18 protein-coding genes are annotated in these 18,989 nt (G+C 68.0%); 17 read left to right on the top strand and 1 reads right to left on the bottom strand.

All coding sequences use genetic code 11. The features are described from left to right. Positions 1–24 precede the first annotated feature (24 nt). The 15 genes from ACZ3HV_RS08470 to ACZ3HV_RS08400 all read left to right on the top strand — a co-directional run bounded on the left by ACZ3HV_RS08470 (position 25) and on the right by ACZ3HV_RS08400 (position 16,635). The gene (locus ACZ3HV_RS08470; RefSeq protein WP_360359788.1) at positions 25–384 is read left to right on the top strand and encodes an NADH-quinone oxidoreductase subunit A; all 360 of its coding nucleotides are present in this window, start codon (positions 25–27) and stop codon (positions 382–384) included. 3 nt (positions 385–387) lie between these two features. Then, entirely contained in the window at positions 388–942 is a 555-nt protein-coding gene (locus ACZ3HV_RS08465) for a NuoB/complex I 20 kDa subunit family protein (RefSeq protein ID WP_360359785.1), read from the top strand. A 73-nt stretch (positions 943–1,015) separates the two neighbouring features. After that, entirely contained in the window at positions 1,016–1,723 is a 708-nt protein-coding gene (locus ACZ3HV_RS08460; protein ID WP_465682205.1) for an NADH-quinone oxidoreductase subunit C, read from the top strand. Then, positions 1,723–3,072 carry an NADH-quinone oxidoreductase subunit D gene (locus ACZ3HV_RS08455; RefSeq protein WP_465682203.1) on the top strand — a complete coding sequence of 450 codons (1,350 nt, stop codon included), beginning with the start codon at positions 1,723–1,725 and terminating at the stop codon, positions 3,070–3,072. Before ACZ3HV_RS08460 ends, ACZ3HV_RS08455 begins: the two co-directional genes overlap by 1 nt. Beyond that, a complete protein-coding gene (nuoE, locus tag ACZ3HV_RS08450) occupies positions 3,073–3,804 on the top strand; it encodes an NADH-quinone oxidoreductase subunit NuoE (RefSeq protein WP_465682201.1) in 732 nt (243 codons plus the stop codon). It abuts the gene before it with no gap. 2 nt (positions 3,805–3,806) lie between these two features. Further along, positions 3,807–5,108 carry an NADH-quinone oxidoreductase subunit NuoF gene (nuoF, locus tag ACZ3HV_RS08445; RefSeq protein ID WP_465682199.1) on the top strand — a complete coding sequence of 434 codons (1,302 nt, stop codon included), beginning with the start codon at positions 3,807–3,809 and terminating at the stop codon, positions 5,106–5,108. Further along, complete coding sequence (locus ACZ3HV_RS08440; RefSeq protein WP_465682197.1) at positions 5,105–7,540, top strand: NADH-quinone oxidoreductase subunit G; 2,436 nt, start codon at positions 5,105–5,107, stop codon at positions 7,538–7,540. The genes nuoF and ACZ3HV_RS08440 overlap by 4 nt, the downstream gene beginning before the upstream one ends. Before the next feature lie 76 nt (positions 7,541–7,616). Next, a complete protein-coding gene (gene nuoH, locus ACZ3HV_RS08435; protein WP_465682195.1) occupies positions 7,617–8,939 on the top strand; it encodes an NADH-quinone oxidoreductase subunit NuoH in 1,323 nt (440 codons plus the stop codon). Continuing rightward, on the top strand, positions 8,932–9,495 hold the full coding sequence (gene nuoI, locus ACZ3HV_RS08430; protein WP_360359773.1) for an NADH-quinone oxidoreductase subunit NuoI: 564 nt from the start codon (positions 8,932–8,934) through the stop codon (positions 9,493–9,495). Before nuoH ends, nuoI begins: the two co-directional genes overlap by 8 nt. Then, positions 9,495–10,331, top strand: coding sequence for an NADH-quinone oxidoreductase subunit J (locus ACZ3HV_RS08425; protein ID WP_465682810.1), 837 nt, complete (start codon positions 9,495–9,497; stop codon positions 10,329–10,331). Before nuoI ends, ACZ3HV_RS08425 begins: the two co-directional genes overlap by 1 nt. Further along, a complete protein-coding gene (gene nuoK / locus ACZ3HV_RS08420) occupies positions 10,328–10,627 on the top strand; it encodes an NADH-quinone oxidoreductase subunit NuoK (protein WP_360359771.1) in 300 nt (99 codons plus the stop codon). Before ACZ3HV_RS08425 ends, nuoK begins: the two co-directional genes overlap by 4 nt. An 11-nt stretch (positions 10,628–10,638) precedes the next feature. Next, a complete protein-coding gene (gene nuoL, locus ACZ3HV_RS08415) occupies positions 10,639–12,510 on the top strand; it encodes an NADH-quinone oxidoreductase subunit L (protein WP_465682193.1) in 1,872 nt (623 codons plus the stop codon). After that, a complete protein-coding gene (locus ACZ3HV_RS08410) occupies positions 12,507–14,030 on the top strand; it encodes an NADH-quinone oxidoreductase subunit M (protein WP_465682191.1) in 1,524 nt (507 codons plus the stop codon). The genes nuoL and ACZ3HV_RS08410 overlap by 4 nt, the downstream gene beginning before the upstream one ends. Next, positions 14,030–15,616, top strand: coding sequence for an NADH-quinone oxidoreductase subunit NuoN (gene nuoN, locus ACZ3HV_RS08405; protein ID WP_465682808.1), 1,587 nt, complete (start codon positions 14,030–14,032; stop codon positions 15,614–15,616). Before ACZ3HV_RS08410 ends, nuoN begins: the two co-directional genes overlap by 1 nt. Beyond that, complete coding sequence (locus tag ACZ3HV_RS08400) at positions 15,613–16,635, top strand: polyprenyl synthetase family protein (RefSeq protein WP_465682189.1); 1,023 nt, start codon at positions 15,613–15,615, stop codon at positions 16,633–16,635. Before nuoN ends, ACZ3HV_RS08400 begins: the two co-directional genes overlap by 4 nt. 18 nt (positions 16,636–16,653) lie before the next feature. On the opposite strand, the gene ACZ3HV_RS08395 is transcribed toward ACZ3HV_RS08400, so the two are convergent. Next, entirely contained in the window at positions 16,654–18,168 is a 1,515-nt protein-coding gene (locus tag ACZ3HV_RS08395) for a phospholipase D-like domain-containing protein (RefSeq protein WP_465682187.1), read from the bottom strand. A 105-nt stretch (positions 18,169–18,273) separates the two neighbouring features. Here ACZ3HV_RS08395 and ACZ3HV_RS08390 point away from each other — a divergent pair, with 105 nt between their 5' ends. Continuing rightward, positions 18,274–18,666: a hypothetical protein gene (locus tag ACZ3HV_RS08390; RefSeq protein WP_465682185.1), complete on the top strand. Its 393-nt coding sequence runs from the start codon at positions 18,274–18,276 to the stop codon at positions 18,664–18,666. Between the two features lie 12 nt (positions 18,667–18,678). Then, on the top strand, positions 18,679–18,828 hold the full coding sequence (locus ACZ3HV_RS08385) for a hypothetical protein (protein WP_465682183.1): 150 nt from the start codon (positions 18,679–18,681) through the stop codon (positions 18,826–18,828). Positions 18,829–18,989 lie beyond the last annotated feature (161 nt).

The raw sequence follows: 18,989 nt of genomic DNA, 5'->3' as shown, positions 1-18,989 counted from the left end.
TGAAGGAGAGGGAGCACGAGACCGATGCACCCTTACGTACCGATCCTCGTTCTCGGTGTGCTCGCGGCGATCTTCGTGGCGGGCACCCTGGTGACGAGCGCGCTGGTCGGACCCAAGCGCTACAACCGGGCCAAGCTCGACTCCTACGAGTGCGGGATCGAACCGACCCCGCAGCCGGTCGGTGGCGGGCGCTTCCCGGTGAAGTACTACATCACCGCGATGCTCTTCATCGTGTTCGACATCGAGATCATCTTCCTCTACCCGTGGGCGGTCGCCTTCGACCAGATGGCGCTGTTCGGGTTGATCGAGATGGTCATCTTCATCGTCACCGTCTTCATCGCGTACGCCTACGTCTGGCGCCGCGGCGGTTTGGAATGGGACTGAGCAATGGGTGTTGAGGAACAGCTTCCGGCCGGCGTCCTGCTGACCACGATCGAGGGGCTTTCCGGCTACATGCGGAAGGCGTCGTTGTGGCCGGCAACCTTCGGCCTCGCGTGCTGCGCGATCGAGATGATGACCACCGGTGCGCCGCGCTACGACGCCGCCCGGTTCGGCATGGAGGTCTTCCGGGCATCTCCGCGGCAGGCCGACCTGATGATCGTGGCCGGCCGGGTGAGCCAGAAGATGGCCCCGGTGCTGCGCCAGATCTACGACCAGATGCCGAACCCGAAGTGGGTGCTGGCGATGGGTGTCTGCGCATCGTCGGGCGGCATGTTCAACAACTACGCGATCGTGCAGGGCGTGGACCACGTCGTACCGGTCGACATGTACCTGCCCGGCTGCCCGCCGCGGCCGGAGATGCTGCTGGACGCGTTCCTGAAGCTGCACGACCACATCCAGCACAGCAAGCTCGGCGCGAACAAGCGGGCGGAGCTGCAGGAGCGTGAGGTAGCCGCGCTGGCCGCCGCCCCGACGATCGAGATGAAGGGGCTGCTCAGGTGACCGAGCGAAGCGAGGGCACAAATCAGCAGAGCAGCGTCTCGCTCATCTGTGGACGAGCGAAGCGAGGGAGCAGATGAGCGACACGCAACCCGAGAACCTGCCGGCGACGTCGGCGGCCGGTGACGCTCAGACCCCGGCGGCCGAGGTGGTGGACCAGCGGGAGGGCATGTTCGGTGTCCGCGGCACCGGTGACACCTCCGGCTTCGGCGGCCTGCGCCGCCAGGTCGCCCTGCCCGGTGGTACGCCGAAGCCGTACGGCTCCTGGTACGACGGCGCGACCGACCGGCTGGAAGGCCTGGTCGGGGACGGCGCGATCGAGAAGGTCGTGGTCGACCGCAACGAGCTGACCCTGCACATCGCCCGCGAGCACCTGGTCGAGATCTGCCGGCACCTGCGCGACGACGAGGCACTGCGGTTCGAGTTCTGCTCCGGCGTCAGCGGGGTGCACTACCCCAACGAGACCGGCCGCGAACTGCACGCCGTCTACCACCTGCTGTCGATCACGCACAACCGGCGGATCCGGCTCGAGGTGTCGGCGCCGGACTCCGACCCGCACATCCCGTCGATCGTCTCGATCTACCCGGCCAACGACTGGCACGAGCGGGAGACCTGGGACTTCTTCGGCATCGTCTTCGACGGTCACCCGGCGCTGACCCGGATCCAGATGCCGGACGACTGGCCGGGTCACCCCCAGCGCAAGGACTACCCGCTCGGCGGCATCGACGTCGAGTACAAGGGCGCCGTCATCCCGCCGCCCGACACGCGGAGGTCGTACAACTGATGACTGAGACACAGGACCCCTACGCTGCATTTGCCACAACTCGCGACACCACCGAGGGCAAGGTCTTCACCGTCACCGGTCAGGACTGGGACTCGGTCGTGGCCGGCCTCGGTGACGAGCCCGAAGAGCGCATCGTCGTCAACATGGGCCCGCAGCACCCGTCCACGCACGGCGTGCTCCGGCTGATCCTCGAGATCGAGGGTGAGACGGTCACCGAGGCCCGCTGCGGCATCGGCTACCTGCACACCGGTATCGAGAAGAACATGGAGTTCCGCTCCTGGGTGCAGGGCGTCACGTTCTGCACCCGGATGGACTACCTGTCGCCGTTCTACAACGAGGCGGCGTACAGCCTCGCGGTCGAGCGGCTGCTCGGGATCGAGGACCAGATCCCCGAGAAGGCGAACGTGATGCGGGTGCTCCTGATGGAGCTCAACCGGATCAGCAGCCACCTGGTCTGCATCGCCACCGGTGGCATGGAGATCGGTGCGCTGACCGTGATGACGATCGGCTTCCGTGAGCGGGAGATGACGCTCGACCTGTTCGAGCTGATCACGGGCCTGCGGATGAACCACGCGTTCATCCGGCCGGGTGGCGTCGCGCAGGACCTGCCCCCGGGTGCTCTGGACAAGATCCGCGAGTACATCACCTGGATGAACAAGCACCTGCCGGAGTACGCCGAGCTCTGCAACGCGAACCCGATCTTCAAGGCCCGGCTGCAGAACGTCGGCTACCTGGATCTGGCCGGCTGCATGGCGCTGGGCATCTCCGGCCCGCCGCTGCGCTCGACCGGCTACGCGATGGACCTGCGCAAGACCCAGCCGTACTGCGGGTACGAGACGTACGACTTCGACGTACCGACCTGGGACTCCGCGGACTCCTACGGGCGGTTCCGGGTCCGGCTGCAGGAGATGCACGAGTCGCTGAAGATCGTCGAGCAGTGCGCCGACCGGCTGGCGAAGATGGACGGCGACCCGGTGATGGTGGCCGACAAGAAGATCGGCTGGCCGAGCCAGCTGGCCGTCGGCTCCGACGGGATGGGCAACTCCCTCGACCACATCAAGCACATCATGGGCGAGTCGATGGAAGCGCTGATCCATCACTTCAAGCTGGTCACCGAGGGCTTCCGGGTACCGGCCGGCCAGGCCTACGTGGCGCTGGAGTCGCCGCGCGGCGAGCTCGGCTGCCACCTGGTCTCCGACGGCGGCACCAAGCCGTACCGGGCGCACTTCCGTGACCCGTCCTTCGCAAACCTGCAGGCGATGCCGATCATGTGCGAGGGCGCACAGGTCGCCGACGTGATCGTCGCCGTCGCCAGCCTTGACCCGGTGATGGGTGGAGTGGACCGATAGATGGCCGAGAATCACGCGACTGCGACCGACAAGCCGGTGCCGTACAGCACCGGTGACTCGAAGATCACCGACACCACGATCGCGGAGATGCGCGAGCTGGCCGCCCGGTACCCGGTCGGCCGGTCCGCGCTGCTGCCGATGCTGCACCTGGTGCAGTCGGTCGAGGGCCGGGTCACCCCGGAGGGCATCGAGGCGTGTGCCGACGTGCTCGGGCTGACCGGCGCCGAGGTGTCCGCGGTGGCGACCTTCTACACGATGTACAAGCGCCGCCCGGTCGGCGACTACCACGTCGGGGTCTGCACCAACACGCTGTGCGCCGTGATGGGCGGTGACCTGATCTTCGAGCGGCTGAAGGATCACCTCGACGTCGGCAACGACGAGACCACCGAGGACGGCAAGATCACCCTCGAGCACGTGGAGTGCAACGCGGCCTGCGACTACGCGCCGGTGATGATGGTGAACTGGGAGTTCTTCGACGACATGACGCCGGAGTCGGCGACCCAGCTGGTCGACGACCTGCGCGAGGGCACCGAGGTGAAGTCGCCGCGCGGTGCGACGATCTGCACCTGGCGCGAGGCCGAGCGCGTGCTCGCCGGCTTCCCGGACGGCCGCGCCGACGAGGGCCCGACCGGCGGCAAGGCGACGCTGGCCGGTCTCCGGCTGGCCCGCGAGCGCAACTGGACCGCCCCGGGGCAGCCGTCCCGGCCCGACCGGACCCAGAAGGAGGACTGACCATGCTGACCCCGGTGCTGTCCGACAACTGGGACCAGATCCGTTCCTGGCAGCTCTCGTCGTACCAGCGGTCCGGCGGGTACGACGCGCTGCGTACGGCGCTGCAGATGCAGCCGGCCGACGTGGTCACCGCCGTCAAGGACTCCGGTCTGCGCGGCCGTGGCGGCGCGGGCTTCCCGACCGGGATGAAGTGGTCGTTCATCCCGCAGGACAACCCGAAGCCGAAGTACCTGGTGGTGAACGCGGACGAGTCCGAGCCCGGCACCTGCAAGGACATCCCGCTGATGCTCGCCTCGCCGCACACGCTGGTCGAGGGCGTCATCATCGCGTCCTACGCGATCCGCGCGAGTGTCGCGTTCATCTATGTCCGCGGTGAGGTCCTGCACGTGGTCCGCCGGCTGCAGCAGGCGGTCGCCGAGGCCAAGGAAGCCGGCTTCATCGGCCAGAACATCCTCGGCAGCGGCTACGACCTGGACGTCATCGTGCACGCCGGCGCCGGCGCCTACATCTGCGGCGAGGAGACGGCGCTGCTGGACTCGCTGGAAGGACGTCGCGGTCAACCTCGGCTGCGTCCTCCGTTCCCGGCGGTGGCGGGTCTGTACGGCTCGCCCACTGTTATCAACAACGTCGAGTCGATCGCGTCGGTTCCCGTCATCATCAAGAACGGCGCCGACTGGTTCTCCTCGATGGGCACCGAGAAGTCCAAGGGCATGACGCTGTACTCGCTGTCCGGGCACGTCACCCGCCCGGGTCAGTACGAGGCGCCGATGGGCATCACGCTGCGGGAGCTGATCGACCTGGCCGGCGGCGTCCGTGCGGGTCATGAGCTGAAGTTCTGGACGCCGGGTGGCTCGTCCACGCCGTTGCTGACCGCGGAGCACCTCGACGTACCGCTCGACTACGAGGGCGTCGGATCGGTCGGCTCGATGCTGGGCACCAAGGCACTGCAGATCTTCGACGACACCACCTGCGTGGTCCGCGCCGTCCTGCGGTGGACCGAGTTCTACAAGCACGAGTCCTGTGGCAAGTGCACCCCGTGCCGTGAGGGCACGTGGTGGCTGGTGCAGATCCTCGAGCGGCTGGAACACGGCAAGGGCACCGAGGAAGACCTGGTCACCCTGCTCGACCTGTGCGAGAACATCACCGGCCGTTCGTTCTGCGCGCTGGCCGACGGCGCGACCGCGCCGATCACCAGCTCGATCCAGTACTTCAAGGACGAGTACCTGGCGCACTTCGAGAACGGCGGCTGCCCGTTCGACCCGATGGCAAGCACTGTCTTCGCTACCGCTGGAGCAAGCGCATGACGATCGCTAACAACACAGTGAACCCGTCGTCTGCCGAGGTGGAGCGGACCGACCTGATCACCGTGACCATCGACGACATCGAGGTCAAGGTTCCGAAGAACACGCTGCTGATCCGGGCCGCGGAGCAGATCGGGATCCAGATCCCGCGATTCTGCGACCACCCGCTGCTCGACCCGGTCGGCGCCTGCCGGCAGTGCCTGGTCGAGATCACCGACGCCGGGAACGGCCGGGGCATGCCGAAGCCGCAGGCCTCCTGCACGATCACCGTCGCCGACGGCATGGTGGTCCGGACCCAGGTGTCCTCGCCGGTGGCGGACAAGGCCCAGCACGGGAACATGGAGTTCCTGCTGATCAACCACCCGCTGGACTGCCCGGTCTGCGACAAGGGTGGCGAGTGCCCGCTGCAGAACCAGGCGATGAGCAACGGCCGCGGTGAGAGCCGCTTCCACGAGATCAAGCGGACCTACCCCAAGCCGATCAACATCTCGGCCGAGGTGCTGCTGGACCGCGAGCGCTGCATCCTCTGCGCCCGCTGCACCCGGTTCTCCGAGCAGATCGCCGGTGACCCGTTCATCGCGCTGATCGAGCGCGGTGCGCTGCAGCAGGTCGGCATCTACGAGAAGGAGCCGTTCGAGAGCTACTTCTCCGGCAACACGATCCAGATCTGCCCGGTCGGTGCGCTGACGAGTGCGGCGTACCGGTTCCGGTCCCGGCCGTTCGACCTGGTCTCGGTTCCGTCGGTGGCGGAGCACGACTCCTCCGGCGCGGCGATCCGGGTCGACTACCGGCGCGGCAAGGTGATGCGCCGGCTCGCCGGTGACGACCCGCAGGTCAACGAGGAGTGGATCTCCGACAAGGACCGGTTCGCGTTCAACTACGCGACCACCGGCGACCGGCTGACCCACCCGATGATCCGCGAGGACGGCGAGCTCCGGCCGGCGTCCTGGCCGGAGGCGCTGACCTTCGCGGCGGAGAAGCTGACGGAGGCCCGCGGCAACGCGGCAGTGCTGACCGGTGGCCGGCTGACCATCGAGGACGCCTACGCGTACTCGAAGTTCGCCCGGGTCGCCCTCGGCACCAACGACATCGACTTCCGGGCCCGGCCGCACTCCGCGGAGGAGGCGGACTTCCTCGCCGCCGCGGTGGCCGGTACCGGTCTCGGTACGACGTTCGCCGACCTGGAGCGGGCCGGATCCGTGCTGTTCGTCGGGTTCGAGCCGGAAGAGGAAGCGCCGTCGGTGTTCCTGCGGCTCCGCAAGGCCGTCAAGGCTCGCGGGACCAAGGTCTTCACGGTCGCGGCGTACGGCTCCCGCGGAGTCGAGAAGCTCAACGGTGTCGTCGTCCACGCATCGCCTGGCACGGAGGCCGCCGTACTGGCCGACCTCGGCAGCGCCGGTGAGGCCGGAGCGGCTGCCCGCGCGGCGCTCGGTGCGGACTCGATCATCATCGTGGGCGAGCGGCTGGCCAATGCACCGGGCGGCTACTCGACCGCACTGCGGCTGGCGCTCGACACCGGTGCGCAGCTGGCCTGGATCCCGCGGCGTGCGGGTGACCGCGGTGCCCTCGAGGCCGGATGCCTGCCGGGGCTGCTGCCCGGTGGCCGGCTGGTGACCGACCCGCAGGCGCGGGTCGACATGCAGGCCGCCTGGGGTGTGGAGAAGCTGCCGTCGAACGTCGGCAAGGACCTCACCGAGATCATCGCCAACGCCGGATCGCTGCAGGCGCTGGTGGTCGCGGGCGTCGAGATCGACGACCTGCCCGACCCGGCCGCCGCACTGGCCGCGCTCGAGGCCGCGCCGTTCGTGGTCAGCTTCGAGGTCCGCAGCTCGCAGGTGACCGAACACGCCGACGTGATCTTCCCGGTGGTTCCGCCGGCGGAGAAGGACGGCACCTTCGTCAACTGGGAGGGTCGCGAGCGGCCGTTCCCGGTGGTGCTGAAGGTCCCGACCGCGATGCCCGATGTCCGGGCACTGGCCGCGCTGGCGCAGGAGATGGACCGCTCGCTCGGGTTCGGTACTCCGGCCGGGGCGAAGAAGGAGCTCGACGAGCTCGGCCGCTGGGACGGCGACCGCGCGCAGGAGCCGACGTACCACGCCGGTCCGTCGCTCGGGGCGTTCGACTCCACCCGGCTGGCGACCTGGCGGATGCTGATCGACGACAGCCGTGCGAACGACGGTGAGCCGCACCTGACCGCGACCGCGCGCAAGCCGGTAGCCCGGGTGTCGCTGACCACGGCGCGCCGGGTCGGTGTCGCCGACGGCGACGAGCTGGTGGTGAGCACCGACGCCGGTTCGATCCGGCTGCCGGTCGTGATCACCCCGATGACCGAGAACGTGGTCTGGCTGCCGGCCAACTCGGCCGACTCCCACGTCCGACGGTCTCTGCACGCAGACCATGGCTCGATCGTCACGATCGCCGGAGGGAACGCATGAACGAGCGAAGCGAGTTCATCATCAAGCACAGCCCGTGCCGTGCCTCATCGGCGCCCGGAGCGAAGCGAGGACGTCGATGAGCTCCATCCCGCTTGCGGTGCCGGATGCCGGCGTCGGGAACGACGAGTGGTGGGTCGTCGGCCTCAAGGTGCTGCTGGTCTTCGTCTTCCTGATCGTGCTGACGCTGTTCAACATCTGGTGGGAGCGCCGGGTCGTGGCCCGGATGCAGCACCGGATCGGCCCGAACGTGCACGGCCCGCAGGGCCTGCTGCAGTCGCTCGCGGACGGCATGAAGCTGATGTTCAAGGAAGACCTGATGCCGAAGGGCGTGGACAAGCTCGTCTACGTCCTGGCGCCGGTGGTCGTGTCGATCCCGGCCTTCCTGACCTTCGCGGTGATCCCGTTCGGGCCGACGGTGAAGATCCCGTTCACCGACACCTACACCCGGCTGCAGATCACCGACCTGCCGGTCTCGGTGCTGTACGTGATGGCGGTCGCCTCGATCGGCATCTACGGCATCGTGCTCGGCGGCTGGTCGTCCAACTCGACGTACTCGCTGCTCGGCGGCCTGCGGTCCAGCGCGCAGATGATCTCGTACGAGGTCGCGATGGGCCTGGCGCTGGTGACCGTGTTCCTGTTCGCCGGCTCGATGTCCACCTCGGAGATCGTCGCGGCGCAGTCGCACCAGACCGTGCACCTGTTCGGTACGGCGATCTCGCTGCCCGGGTGGTACGCGTTCCTGCTGTTCCCGTCGTTCGTGATCTACGTGATCTCGATGGTCGGCGAGACGAACCGGGCGCCGTTCGACCTGCCGGAGGCCGAGGGCGAGCTGGTGGCCGGCTTCCTGACCGAGTACTCGTCGATGAAGTACGCGATGTTCTTCCTGGCCGAGTACATCAACATGGCGACCGTGTCGGCGCTGGCCACCACGCTGTTCCTGGGCGGCTGGCGGGCGCCGTGGCCGATCTCGATCTGGGACGGCGCGAACTCCGGCTTCTGGCCGGTGCTGTGGTTCGTCGGCAAGATGATGTGCTTCATCTTCTTCTACATCTGGCTGCGCGGAACGCTGCCGCGACTGCGCTACGACCAGTTCATGCGGCTCGGCTGGAAGATCCTGATCCCGATCTCGCTGGCGTGGATCCTGCTGGTCGCCACCGTTCGCGCGGTCGGCCGGGAGACCACCTTCAGCCGCACCACGCTGCTGGTCGCCGCCGGCATCGTGCTGGTGTTCGCGGTGATCAGCCTGTTCGTGCCGGGCAAGCCCAAGGAAGAGCAGCGTTCAACCGATCCGGCCGAGGTCGACGACGGCGAGGAGTTCGACGCCTTCGCCGGCGGCTTCCCGGTGCCACCACCGCTCGTCAAGACTCCGAGCCGAAGCGAGGAAGCACGTCGTGGCTAGTGTCAAAGAGTCCCTCTGGGACCCGGTAGCGGGCTTCGGGGTCACCTTCCGGACGATGTTCCGCAAGGTGTTCACCGAGGAGTACCCGTTCGAGAAGAAGCCGACCGCTCCCCGCTTCCACGGCCGGCACCAGCTGAACCGCTGGCCGGACGGCCTGGAGAAGTGCATCGGCTGCGAGCTGTGTGCCTGGGCGTGCCCCGCGGACGCGATCTACGTCGAGGGCGCGTCCAACGTCGACGACGCCGACGGCGCCTCCGGCCGGTTCTCCCCTGGTGAGCGGTACGGGCGCGTCTACCAGATCAACTATCTGCGCTGCATCCTCTGCGGTCTGTGCATCGAGGCCTGCCCGACCCGGGCGCTCACGATGACCAACGAGTACGAGCTCGCCGACAGCACCCGCGCGTCCCTCATCTACGAGAAGAAGGACCTGCTGGCCCCGATGCTTCCCGGGATGCAGGAGCCGCCGCACGACATGCAGCTCGGCACCACCGAGAAGGACTACTACCTCGGTCTGACCGGTGCCGCCGTACCGGCTGAGAGTGGTGAGGCCAAATGATGGTCCCCCTGGTCACCGGTGGGCAGTTCGCCTTCTGGCTACTGGCGCCGGTGATGATCCTGGCCGCGATCGCGATGGTCCTGGTCCGCAAGGCGGTGCACTCGGCGCTGCTGCTCGCGACGGTGATGATCTGCCTCGCGGTGCAGTACGCCGCTCAGGACGCGCCGTTCCTGTTCGCCGTACAGATCATCGTCTACACCGGCGCGATCCTGATGCTGTTCCTGTTCGTGCTGATGCTGGTCGGTGTGGACGCGTCCGACTCCCTGGTGGAGACGATTCGCGGCCAGCGGCTGCTGGCCGCGCTGGCTTTCCTGGGCTTCGGGATCCTGCTGGTCGCTGCCGTCGGCAACGCGATCTACGGCAACCCGGTCGGGCTGGCCGAAGCGCAGCCGGAAGGGAACCCGAGGGGCATCGCGCAACTGCTGTTCGGTAAGTACGTGTTCGCCTTCGAGGTGACGTCCGCGCTGCTGATCACCGCGGCGCTGGGCGCGATGATGCTGGCCCACCGTGAGCGGCTGACCAAGAAGCGGACGCAGCGCGACCACTCCGAGGAGCGGATCCGCAAGTACGCCGAGCAGGGGATCCACCCGGGTCCGCTGCCGACTCCCGGCGTACTGGCGCGGCACAACGCCGTCGACACCCCGGCGCTGCTGCCGGACGGGTCGATCGCACCGACCTCGGTTTCGCGCGTGCTCCAGGCACGTGGCACGGTGTTCCCCGAGGCCGACGAGCGCTCGGACATCGAAGAGGTGCGCAAGCTCGAAGCGGGCGAGGACTACCCGTCCGAGGCCGAGAGCACCGACCTTTCCGGATTTGGCGAGGAGGACAAGCTGTGACCACAGAGCCGTACATCATCCTCGCGGCGATCCTGTTCAGCATCGGCGCGCTCGGCGTGCTGGTGCGCCGCAACGCCATCGTCGTCTTCATGTGTGTCGAACTGATGCTGAACGCGACCAACCTCGCGTTCGTCAGCTTCGCCCGCCAGCACGGCAACCTCGACGGTCAGATCGCCGCCTTCTTCGTGATGGTGGTGGCCGCGGCCGAGGTCGTGATCGGGCTGGCGATCATCATGGCCATCTTCCGCACCCGTCGCTCGGCCTCGGTCGACGACGCCAACCTGCTCAAGTACTGAGGTAAGCACCGATGAGTCATGAGCTGACGTGGCTGCTGGTCGCGGTCCCGGCCGTGTCCGCGGCGATCCTGCTGCTGGGTGGCAAGGCCACCAACGCGTGGGGTCACCTGCTGGGCACGCTGGCACCGCTGATCTCCTTCGCCTTCGGCGTCGTCCTGTTCTTCCAGATGCAGGCCAAGGCCGGCGACCAGCGGTCCGAGACGATCAACCTGTTCGAGTGGTTCTCGGTCGGCAACATCAAGGTGGAGTTCAGCCTGCTGATCGATCCGCTGTCGATCCTGTTCGTGCTGCTGATCACCGGTGTGGGTTCGCTGATCCACATCTACTCGATCGGCTACATGGAGCACGATGCGCGGCGGCGCCGGTTCTTCGGCTACCTGAACCTGTTCATCGCCTCGATGCTGCTGCTGGTCCTCGCGGCCGACTACCTGCTGGTGTTCGTCGGCTGGGAGGGTGTCGGCCTGGCGTCGTACCTGCTGATCGGGTTCTGGCAGCACAAGAACTCCGCCGCGGTCGCCGCGAAGAAGGCATTCGTGGTGAACCGGGTCGGTGACATCGGGCTGTCGCTCGCGGTGATGAGCATGTGGGCGCTGTTCGGCTCCTCGGCCTTCGCCACGGTGGACGCCGGCGCCGAGCACCTCTCGAGCACCTGGGCCACGCTGCTCGGCCTGATGCTGCTGCTGGCCGCCTGCGGAAAGTCCGCGCAGGTGCCGCTGCAGTCCTGGCTGCTGGACGCGATGGAGGGCCCGACCCCGGTGTCGGCGCTGATCCACGCGGCGACCATGGTCACCGCGGGCGTCTACCTGGTGGTCCGCTCGAACGCGATCTACGAGGTCACTGACGCCGCGTCCACCGCGGTGGTGATCGTCGGTACGGTGACCGCGCTGGCCGGTGCGATCATCGGTTGCGCCAAGGACGACATCAAGAAGGCGCTGGCCGGTTCGACGATGAGCCAGATCGGCTACATGATGATCGCCGCGGGTCTCGGCCCGGTGGGCTACGCCTTCGCGATCTTCCACCTGCTCACGCACGGCTTCTTCAAGGCCAACATGTTCCTCGGTGCCGGCTCGGTGATGCACGGCATGAACGACGACGTGAACATGCGGCGCTACGGCGGCCTGGCGAAGTACATGAAGGTCACCTTCGTGACGTTCGCCTTCGGCTACCTGGCGATCCTCGGCATCCCGCCGTTCTCCGGCTTCTTCAGCAAGGACCACATCATCGAGGTCGCTTTCGCGGAGAACACCGTGGTCGGTCTGTGCGCGCTGCTCGGCGCCGGGATCACCGCGTTCTACATGACGCGGCTGATGATGATGACCTTCTTCGGCGAGAAGCGCTGGGAGAAGGACGTGCACCCGCACGAGTCTCCGAACGTGATGACGGGTCCGCTGATCATCCTGGCGATCCTGTCGCTGGTCGGCGGCGCGCTCTACTTCGTCAACCACTGGATCGTCACCTGGCTGGAGCCGGTCACCGGTTTCGAGGAGGCCGAGCCACCGATCGGCGCGCTGCCGATGACGCTCATCATCCTCGCGGTGGTGGTCGTCGGCGCCGCGATCGGAGTCGTGCTGTTCCGCCGGGACATCCCGCGCGAGGCGCCCGTCCGGGTCTCGCCGGTCACCACCTTCGCCCGCCGTGACCTGTACGGCGACGCACTCAACGAGTCGGTCTTCATGCGCCCGGGCCAGTACCTCACCCGGACGCTGGTCTGGTTCGACAACCGCGGTGTGGACGGCCTCGTGAACGGGCTGGCCGCACTGTTCGGTGGACTGTCCGGCCGGCTCCGCCGGTTCCAGACGGGCTTCGTCCGTTCCTACGCACTCAGCATGGTCTTCGGCGCCGCACTCGTGGTCGTCGCCCTCCTCGCGGTGAGGTTGTCGTGAACATCGGTTGGCTGACCCTGTTACTGCTCCTGCCGTTCGTGGGGGCGATAGCGACGATGCTGGTCCCCGGGGCGAAGGCCCTGCTGGCCAAGCAGGTCGCGCTCGGCTTCTCGCTCGTCACGCTGGTGCTGACCGCGATCGTCGCGATCGGCTACCAGCGCAACGGCGCCGAGGACTACGCCGAGACCTACACCTGGATCAAGGCCTTCGGCGCGCACTACGCGCTCGGCCTGGACGGTGTCGGTGTCGTCCTGCTGGTGCTGACCGCGCTGCTGACCCCGGTCGTGCTGATCGCTTCCTGGAACGACGCGCAGAAGGGCCGCTGGTCGGAGAAGTCCTTCTTCGCCTGGATCCTCGGCCTGGAGGCCCTGTCGATCGGCGTGTTCAGCGCCACCGACGTGTTCCTCTTCTACGTCCTGTTCGAGGCCACGCTGATCCCGATGTACTTCCTGATCGGCGGCTTCGGCGGTCCGCAGCGCTCGTACGCCGCGGTGAAGTTCCTGCTCTACTCGCTGCTCGGCGGTCTGCTGATGCTGGCGTCGGTGGTCGGCCTGTACGTCGTGTCGGCCAAGCAGGGCGAGCCGTCGTACCTGCTGAGCGACATGATGAAGCTCGACATGAGCCAGAACACCGAGCGCTGGCTGTTCCTCGGCTTCATGATCGCCTTCGCGGTGAAGGCGCCGATGGTGCCGTTCCACACCTGGCTGCCGGACGCCGCCGGCGAGGCGACGCCGGGGACGTCGGTCCTGCTGGTCGGCATCCTGGACAAGATCGGCACCTTCGGGATGATCCGGTACTGCCTGGGCCTGTTCCCGAACGCGTCCGAGTGGGCCACCCCGGTCGTCCTGGTCCTCGCGCTGATCTCGGTCCTGTACGGCGCACTGCTGGCGATCGGGCAGACCGACATCAAGCGCCTGATCGCGTACACCTCGATCTCGCACTTCGGCTTCATCGTGATGGGCATCTTCGCGCTGACGTCGCAGGGCCTGACCGGATCGACGCTGTACATGTTCAACCACGGTCTCTCCACGGCGGCGCTGTTCCTCGTCGCCGGGTACCTGATCTCCCGGCGCGGGTCCGCGCGGATCGCCGACTACGGCGGGGTGGAGAAGGTGGCGCCGGTGCTGGCCGGAACGTTCCTGTTCGCCGGCCTGTCCAGCCTGGCGCTGCCGGGTATGTCGCCGTTCATCTCCGAGTTCATGGTGCTGGCCGGAACGTTCAGCCGGCACAAGGTGATCGCGGTGATCGCGGTCGTCGGTATCGTGCTGGCCGCGCTGTACATCCTGCTGATGTACCAACGCACGATGACCGGACCGGTCCGGGACGGGATCGAGAAGCTCAAGGACCTGAATGTGCGTGAGATCCTCGCGATCGCACCGCTGATGGTCCTGATCGTCGGCCTCGGCATCTACCCGAAGCCGGTGGTCGACATCATCAAGCCCGCGGTCGAGTCGACCATGCAGCGGGTGGGCGTCACCGACAAGGCTCCGCAGATCCCCGTGACGGAGGGACAGAAGTGATCGCGCACATCCTGCCGCTGGCGGATTTCACGGCGCCCAAGATCGAGTACAACGAGCTGGCTCCGCTGCTCGTGGTCTTCGGTGCGGCGTGTGTCGGCGTACTGGTCGAGGCGTTCCTGCCCCGGCAGTTGCGGCACCTGGTGCAGCTGGCGATCGCCGTGGTGGCCCTGGTCGCCGCGGGCGTGCTCAGCGGCATCCTGCTGGCCGACGGGAAGGAGCTGATCGCGGCCCAGGGCGAGATCTCGGTCGACGGCCCGGCGCTGTTCACCTGGCTCCTGCTGCTGGCGCTGACGCTGATCAGCCTGCTGCTGTTCGCCGAACGGTCGGTCGACGGTGGCCTGTCCGCGTTCGCCGGCCAGGCGGCCGCCGTACCGGGGTCCGAGGCCGAGCGGGAGGGCACGGCGGCCAAGGTCGAGCACACCGAGATCTTCCCGCTGACCCTGTTCGCGGTCTTCGGCATGATGCTGTTCGCCGCGTCGAACGACCTGCTGGTGCTGTTCGTCGCGCTCGAGGTGTTCTCGCTGCCGCTGTACCTGCTCTGCGGCCTGGCGCGTCGTCGCCGGCTGATCTCGCAGGAAGCCGCGATGAAGTACTTCCTGCTCGGCGCGTTCTCCTCGGCGTTCCTGCTGTTCGGCATCGCGCTGCTCTACGGGTACGCCGGCACCATGTCGCTGGGCGGGATCTCGGACGCGCTGTCGACCCAGGTCGGTGGCGACACCATCCTGCTGGCCGGCACGGGTCTGGTGGCGGTCGGCCTGTTGTTCAAGGTCGGCGCCGTACCGTTCCACTCGTGGACCCCGGACGTGTACCAGGGTGCACCGACGCCGGTCACCGGGTTCATGGCGGCCTGCACCAAGATCGCCGCGTTCATCGGCCTGATGCGGGTCTTCTACGTCGCACTCGGCGGGACCCGCTGGGACTGGGCGCCGATGATGTGGATCGTCGCGATCCTGACCATGGTGGTCGGCTCGGTCGTCGCGATCACCCAGAGCGACGTGAAGCGGATGCTCGCCTACTCGTCGATCGCACACGCGGGCTTCCTGCTGACCGCGTTCATCGGGCTGGCGCAGGCCGGTAACGGGGTCACCACCGGCATCACCTCGACCCAGGCGGTGCTGTTCTACCTGGTCACCTACGGCTTCCCGACCATCGGTGCGTTCGCCGTCGTCACGCTGGTGCGGGATGCCGGCGGCGAGGCGACCCACCTGTCGCGGTGGGCCGGACTGGGCAAGAAGTCGCCGCTGCTCGCCGGCATCTTCGCGTTCTTCCTGCTCTCCTTCGCCGGCATCCCGCTGACCGCGGGCTTCACCGGCAAGTGGGCCGTGTTCAGCGCGGCGTGGACCGGCGGCGCGTGGCCGCTGGTGGTGGTCGCCGTCCTGTGCAGCCTGGTCGCCGCGTTCTTCTACGTCCGCGTGATCGTGCTGATGTTCTTCTCCGACCTCCCGGCCGACGCGCCGGACGTGGCGCTGCCCGGCTGGCAGACCACGACCGCCGTCGCCCTCGGTCTCGCCGCCACCGTGGTTCTCGGCCTGGTCCCCGGACCGGTGCTCGACCTGGCGGCCCGCGCAGGTGAGTTCATCCGTTGAGCCCGACCCCGCTGCCGGCCGAGAGCCTGGGATTCGCGTTCGCCGACGAGGCGCTCGAATCCCGGGTTCGTGCTGGGCTGGAGACCGTCGAGCAGGCGCTGCGCGACGCGACCCAGTCGGAGGCGCCGTTCGTCACCGCGGCGGCGCAGCACGTCATGGTTGCCGGCGGCAAGCGGTTCCGGCCGCTGCTGGTCCTGCTGGCGTCCGAGTTCGGGCCGGACGCCGGGGCTGAGGACGTGGTGAAGGCGGCCGTCGTGGTCGAGCTCACCCACGTCGCGACCCTGCACCACGACGACGTGATGGACGAGGCCGCGCTCCGGCGGGGCTCGTCCACCGCGAACGCCCGCTGGGACAACTCGGTCGCCATCCTGTCCGGCGACTGGCTGTTCGCGCGGGCCTCCGACCTGGTCGCCGACCTCGGACCGGAGGCGGTCCGGATCCAGGCCCGTACGTTCGGCCGCCTGGTCGAGGGCCAGATCCGCGAGACCCTGGGTGTCGGCGAAGGCCAGGATCCGCTGAAGCATTACCTGTCGGTCGTCGCCGACAAGACCGGCTCGCTGATCGCGACGTCGGCCCTCTTCGGTGCCCGGTACGCCGGTGCGTCCGAGGAGATCCAGGAGTCGTTGCGGGCCTTCGGTGAGGAGATCGGTGTGGCCTTCCAGCTCGCCGACGACATCCTCGACATAGCCTCGGAGTCCGACCAGTCCGGCAAGACTCCCGGCACCGACCTGCGCGAGGGTGTCCCCACCCTCCCGGTCCTGATCTTCCGTGCCCAGGCCGACCCGTCGGACTCGACGGACGCGCGCCTGCTCGAGCTGCTCGACTCGGACCTGTCCGACGACGCTCGCCTGGCCGAGACCCTTGACCTGCTCCGCGCCCACCCGGCGTTCCGTCAGGCCGAGGACGACGTACGCCGTCGTGCGACGGACGCCCGCAAACTCCTCGCCACCCTTCCCCAAGGCCCCGCCCGAGAAGCCCTCGACTCCCTCTGCGACCTGGTAGCCACCCGCTCGGTCTAGAGTCGCCGCCTGCTTGGGCTAGAAGCGGTTGCGGCGTCGTAGTGAGCGGGGGCGGCCGTCGGGGTCGTAGACGTGGTTGGCGAGCCAGCGGGACCAGATGGCTTGGACGCCGGTGACGGGGGCGGGACGGTGGGGACGGATCCGGCCCGCGGGTCGTGGCCCAGAGCAACCAGTTGCGTGCCAGTCGTCGAGTTCATCGGCACTGTCCCGCCACTGGTCGAAACCGGCGACCGGGTCGAGTTCCGGGTCGTCGATCCCCAGATGCTCCGACCACAGCTCCGACCGCAGTGCCCGCGCCAGCTCGGGTGACTCCACCGCGCAGGTCAACTCACTGTCGTTCGTCCAGGACCTGCGGTTGAAGTTGTCCGAGCCGCAGGTGAACCACTCGTCGTCGATGATGCAGACCTTCGCGTGGACATAGATCGGTACGCCGGCCTCGTTCTCCAGGTCGTAGACCGCCACGCGATCCGACTCGAGCAACCGCAACGCCTCCAGCTGCGCGTACCGAGCCGGCGGCCCGCTGACCCGGCCATCCTGATCCGGATACCGCGGTACGACGGCGATCACGCGCAACTCGGGTGATCGCACCAGCGCCTCGCGGAGACCCCGCGTCACCGCAGCGGACCACAGATACTGATCCTCCACGTAGATGAGCGATCGAGCCCGAGCGAACGCCTTCAAGTACCCACGCGCGACACTGTGCTCCCCGCGCGGCGCGAACGGGAATCCCGGGTGCTTGTGCGCATAAGTCCGCAGTACCTGAACGGCGTGCGGACCGGCCGGAGCGGGATCCGGAAACGCCTCGGGCAGGTTCGAGGGATGCCGTGGCATCCGGGCCAGCCGCTGGATCAACATCCGGTACGGCGTCCGCCGGTCGAGCGGATGTGGATCGTTCCAGCGCTCGACGAAGCAGCGCAGCAGATCTCCCACTGCCGGGCCGCGGATCTCGAGCGTGAGATCGTGCCAGGGAGCACGAGGCCCGTAGCGCCGATCCATCGGTACCTGCTGCGGATCGCCCAGATGGGCCGCGTCGTCGCGCCGGCCGCGGCACAGATCGATCCCGCCCACGAACGCGACGTCGGCGGCCGGATCGTCACGATGCCGGATGACGAACAGCTTCTGATGGTGCGAGGCCAGTCTGCGGACCCGTTGGTCGAGCAACACCTCCGCACCCGCCTCGTTCAGTTCGGTGCCGAGGCGCTGGTTCTCCTGGGCGTTGAAACTCAGGTGATCTGAGTGCGACCGCCACAGCAGAGCCCGGATCTCCACACCGGAGCGGGCGAGATCACACAGCACCGTACCGATGCTCGGACCGTCGCCGACCAGCGCCTCGTCCGGATCACCGCGCCAGTCCGTGAAGTAGATCCGATCACCGGATCGCAGTGCGCACAGTTCGTCGTACAGGCGCCGGAAGTACGTCGTACCGTGCACCAACGGCCGGACCAGATTGCCCTCGGTCCAGGAGCCATCGGCGTCGATGTCCGTCGCGGGGTTACCGCGTTCCTCGGCAGTCAGGAACCATTCGCGCTTCACCTACCCACGGTGCCCACGATTCCCGAACACATGAGCCGGTGAAAGCGAAGTGAAAGGCCGGCGTGCTCAGCTGTGCTCACCAGTCGGCGGCGCGGGAGGTGCTGGATGAGCACAGTGGAACCGGTCAAATCCAGCGAACGACCCTGGACCGCGCGGCGCTGGCTCGCGATCGCCGGCGTCGCCATGGCCGCCTTCGCGGCCTACGGCATCGACACCGGCGCCGAGGTCGCACCGATCGTGACGGCCTCCGCCTTTGTGTATCTGGGATCAGCGGCGCTGCAACGACGTACCGCTGCCTGGCCGGTGTTCGCCGTCAGCTGTGTGGTGGTCGGGGTTGGGGCGAACGTCGACGGGGTCAACGCGACCTGGGTGATGGTGACGCTCGCCGCCGTACTCGCGGTGTGCGGGGCGCTCCGGCCGTCATGGGGGCTGCCCTTGCAGGCGGGTGCCTTGGTGGTGCTGGCCGCGGCTGCGCTGGTGGCGGTCGAGGCGAAGTAGACCCTGGCCGGAGTGCTCGTGGCCGTAAGTCTGCTCGCCCACGCCGCCTGGGACACCTACCACCACCACGCCAACCGAGTAGTCGTCCGCTCCATGGCCGAGTTCTGCGCCGTCCTGGACACCCTCCTCGCCGCCGCAGTCCTAGTTGTCACCTTTACCTAACCCCACAACACCGAGCCCAGCGGCGACCCCGACAGCACCGAGTCCCGCGGCGAGCCCCGACGTCGCCGAGTCCCGCGGCGAGCCCCGACGTCGCCGAGTCCCGCGGCGAGCCCCGACGTCGCCGAGTCCCGCGGCGAGCCCCGACGTCGCCGAGTCCCGCG

Source organism: Kribbella sp. NPDC020701 (assembly GCF_055562215.1).
This window is presented reverse-complemented; position numbering and strand designations above follow the sequence as displayed.

Bases quoted from the DNA above. Each gene is read 5' to 3' on its own strand.
- ACZ3HV_RS08390 (WP_465682185.1), top strand. From the start codon at position 18,274: ATGAGCACAGTGGAACCGGTCAAATCCAGCGAACGACCCTGGACCGCG.
- nuoH (WP_465682195.1), top strand. From the start codon at position 7,617: ATGAGCTCCATCCCGCTTGCGGTGCCGGATGCCGGCGTCGGGAACGAC.
- ACZ3HV_RS08470 (WP_360359788.1), top strand. From the start codon at position 25: ATGCACCCTTACGTACCGATCCTCGTTCTCGGTGTGCTCGCGGCGATC.
- ACZ3HV_RS08440 (WP_465682197.1), top strand. From the start codon at position 5,105: ATGACGATCGCTAACAACACAGTGAACCCGTCGTCTGCCGAGGTGGAG.
- ACZ3HV_RS08465 (WP_360359785.1), top strand. From the start codon at position 388: ATGGGTGTTGAGGAACAGCTTCCGGCCGGCGTCCTGCTGACCACGATC.
- nuoE (WP_465682201.1), top strand. From the start codon at position 3,073: ATGGCCGAGAATCACGCGACTGCGACCGACAAGCCGGTGCCGTACAGC.
- ACZ3HV_RS08455 (WP_465682203.1), top strand. From the start codon at position 1,723: ATGACTGAGACACAGGACCCCTACGCTGCATTTGCCACAACTCGCGAC.
- ACZ3HV_RS08460 (WP_465682205.1), top strand. From the start codon at position 1,016: ATGAGCGACACGCAACCCGAGAACCTGCCGGCGACGTCGGCGGCCGGT.
- nuoF (WP_465682199.1), top strand. From the start codon at position 3,807: ATGCTGACCCCGGTGCTGTCCGACAACTGGGACCAGATCCGTTCCTGG.
- nuoL (WP_465682193.1), top strand. From the start codon at position 10,639: ATGAGTCATGAGCTGACGTGGCTGCTGGTCGCGGTCCCGGCCGTGTCC.
- ACZ3HV_RS08425 (WP_465682810.1), top strand. From the start codon at position 9,495: ATGGTCCCCCTGGTCACCGGTGGGCAGTTCGCCTTCTGGCTACTGGCG.